Below are 2715 nucleotides of genomic sequence, written 5' to 3'. Positions count from 1 at the left end.
TAGAAGGGTGGTGGTTCGTCGTCGGGGTTGGGTGGGGGTAGGCCGAAGTAGTTGTCGGGGTCTGTGTGTCGGGTGGTGCGGGTGGTGGTTCGGGCTTGGTGGTTTTGGCGGCGTTCGGTGGCGATGCGGGAGGCGCGGTCTTGGGCGCGGGTGCGGCGGCGTTGGGGCATCATCGCGGTGCGTTCGGGGCAGTAGCCGGGGGTGGGGTCGGTGTCGGGCAGGGTGATTTCGGCGGTAGGGACACACAGGGTGGGAAACAGCAGGGCGCTGCCCGGGGTGGTGACATAGGTGTGCCCGGTCGGGGAGGTCAGGATCAAGGTGGCGTCGGGTAGTTGTTGTTCGCGTCAGCCCCAGAAGGTTTTGACCAGGTGATGGTTGCGATTGGCTAAAGAACATTTCAGCCGAGATATGCCGACCGTTCGCACTGCTGGCGAGGCCGTCGCAAGAACCGCACAAGGATTAGGCAAGGCGGCTGCCAGATTCTTTCCACGAACGGCCGTCACAGGCGGGCGCAGCTAACGACCCGCGCCTGTCACCGCACACCCAGAGCCCGGAGCTGTCCATACGGAGAGGACACTTGCATGACCACAATTGCGTATCGCCAGCAGGCCATGACGATCAGAAAGCTCGCGGTGATTGCCACGGCGACTATCGGGGCAACCATCGGCTTGGCGGGCATCGCACATGCAGATGACGAAATCGATTTTCGCTCCCCGTCTGGAGACATTCTCTGCTCCATGACACGAGGGCACGACATCAACGACCAGGCGCGATACGGCAAAGGTGCGGTCGCATGCCAGGTCTTGAATCACACCTATCCCCAGCCACCGCTGGAGGACTGTCCTGTGGCGGGGCGTGAATACGATCTCGACCAAGGCAGCCGGCCATCCCTGGGCTGCCAGGGGGGTGTGATTGTCGATCCCCCACCACCGACGCTGGACTATGGCCAAACCCGGTCCGTCGGCACGATCACTTGCGACGTTGAGCCATCGGGGGTGACGTGCACCGACAGCAGCACCGGTCACTTCCTCCGTCTCTCGCGCGATTCCTACCAGCTGGGCTGATGCGCAGCGGCGCTGCGACGGGAGCCAAGTCCGGAAAGCCCTGCGACGCATATGGGCGAGAGCCGTCGGCCCGGTCGCCGTTTAGAACGGTGGTGGTTCGTCGTCGGGGTTGGGTGGGGGTAGGCCGAAGTAGTTGTCGGGGTCTGTGTGTCGGGTGGTGCGGGTGGTGGTTCGGGCTTGGTGGTTTTGGCGGCGTTCGGTGGCGATGCGCGAGGCGCGGTCTTGGGCGCGGGTGCGGCGGCGTTGGGGCATCATCGCGGTGCGTTCGGGGCAGTAGCCGGGGGTGGGGTCGGTGTCGGGCAGGGTGATTTCGGCGGTAGGGACACACAGGGTGGGAAACAGCAGGGCGCTGCCCGGGGTGGTGACATAGGTGTGCCCGGTCGGGGAGGTCAGGATCAAGGTGGCGTCGGGTAGTTGCTGTTCGGTCCAGCCCCAGAAGGTTTTGACCAGGTGATGAGTACGGCAGTAGCACTTGAGGTTTGAGGCGTGGGTGGGCCCACCTTGGGCATAGGGGATGGTGTGGTCGACGTCGCAGTTGGTGGCGGGTTGATCGCAGCCGGGCCAGCGGCACGTCACGTCTCGGCAGCGCACGAAATCGGCCAGCGCTGGGGAGGGGGTGTAGTGCGGCTCGGGTGGGGCATCGCGGGGGTGGATCAGCGGGACCTGTTTGGCCGAGGCGGCCAACTCGGCGATCAATTCCGCGGTGATCAACCCGTCAGCGCCCAGCAGCGAGGCCGGTGCGGTGCTGGTGCCGTCCAGGGTGGCTTGTTCGGCGATCACATGAATCACCACCGGCGAGGCCGCCGGGCGCTTGCCGGCAGCACAATCCGGGCGCGCACACCGACACCGCAACCGGGGGGCATGCGCGGCGACCGCGCCCAACGCATCGGCGCGACGCTGGGCGTGGCTGCGCGGATCGTGCTCACAGACCGTGGCCGCCAGCGCGTTCAACCGCTGTTCTAGCGCCCGGGCGTCCGGGGTGGCCAGCTGGCCGCGGATCTCTGAAATACCGCCCTCGAGGCGGTCCTGGATCACGATCTCGCGCTGCTCGTGCTGCTGTTTGGTGCGCCGCCGCAGCGCATCGGCATCGGCATCGGCCACGATCTTGTCGACCTGGCCGGCCAGGCGGGCTTTGCTCATCGAAGGCCAGCGCGCCACCCCCACCGCCAGGTGGGCGTCCACGGCGGCCAGCACCGCGGGATCGGTGATCAAATCGGTGCGATACACGATCATGCGGAACACCAGATAGCTGATCTCCCCGGCGATAAACACCGCCCCGGTACGCGGTAGGCGCTCGCGCAGCGCGCGGGCATAGCGCACCTGGCTGGCCGCCAGCCCCGGGCTGATCCGCAACGCCGCAGCCAGCTCCGCACTCAAGGCCGCCTCGGTGTCCACCGCCCACAGCTCGGTCTCGTCACACCGCGACAACCGGTACCCGAACAACTCCCCAATGGCCACCAACTGCGCCGCCGCGGCCTGATTCTCCGCACGCGCGCCCGCACAGATCCGATCGATCAACCCCGCCGACCGCGCCGTCTTCGACGGATAACACCGCTCGAACATCTCGTCAAAACGAGCCAGCACCTCCGGCGACGACCCACCCGACGATTCATCGAACATATGTGCGATACTGCCACAAGGGTCTGACAAC

2 protein-coding genes and 1 pseudogene are annotated in these 2715 nt (G+C 66.3%); 1 reads left to right on the top strand and 2 read right to left on the bottom strand.

The window, feature by feature from the left end:
* A pseudogene (locus AWC27_RS14730) lies at window positions 1–380 on the bottom strand (hypothetical protein); the annotation flags it as partial.
* Between the two features lie 201 nt (window positions 381–581).
* Here AWC27_RS14730 and AWC27_RS14725 point away from each other — a divergent pair.
* Complete coding sequence (locus tag AWC27_RS14725) at window positions 582–1064, top strand: DUF6636 domain-containing protein (RefSeq protein ID WP_085671168.1); 483 nt, start codon at window positions 582–584, stop codon at window positions 1062–1064.
* A gap of 81 nt (window positions 1065–1145) precedes the next feature.
* Here AWC27_RS14725 and AWC27_RS14720 read toward each other — a convergent pair whose 3' ends face one another.
* On the bottom strand, window positions 1146–2684 hold the full coding sequence (locus AWC27_RS14720) for an HNH endonuclease signature motif containing protein (protein ID WP_085671167.1): 1539 nt from the start codon (window positions 2682–2684) through the stop codon (window positions 1146–1148).
* Between the last annotated feature and the right edge of the window lie 31 nt (window positions 2685–2715).

The sequence above is a fragment of the Mycobacterium szulgai genome (genome assembly GCF_002116635.1).
GTDB classification, from domain to species: domain Bacteria; phylum Actinomycetota; class Actinomycetes; order Mycobacteriales; family Mycobacteriaceae; genus Mycobacterium; species Mycobacterium szulgai.
Note: the sequence above shows the minus strand (reverse complement) of the source record. Positions and strands in the feature narration are given on the sequence as shown.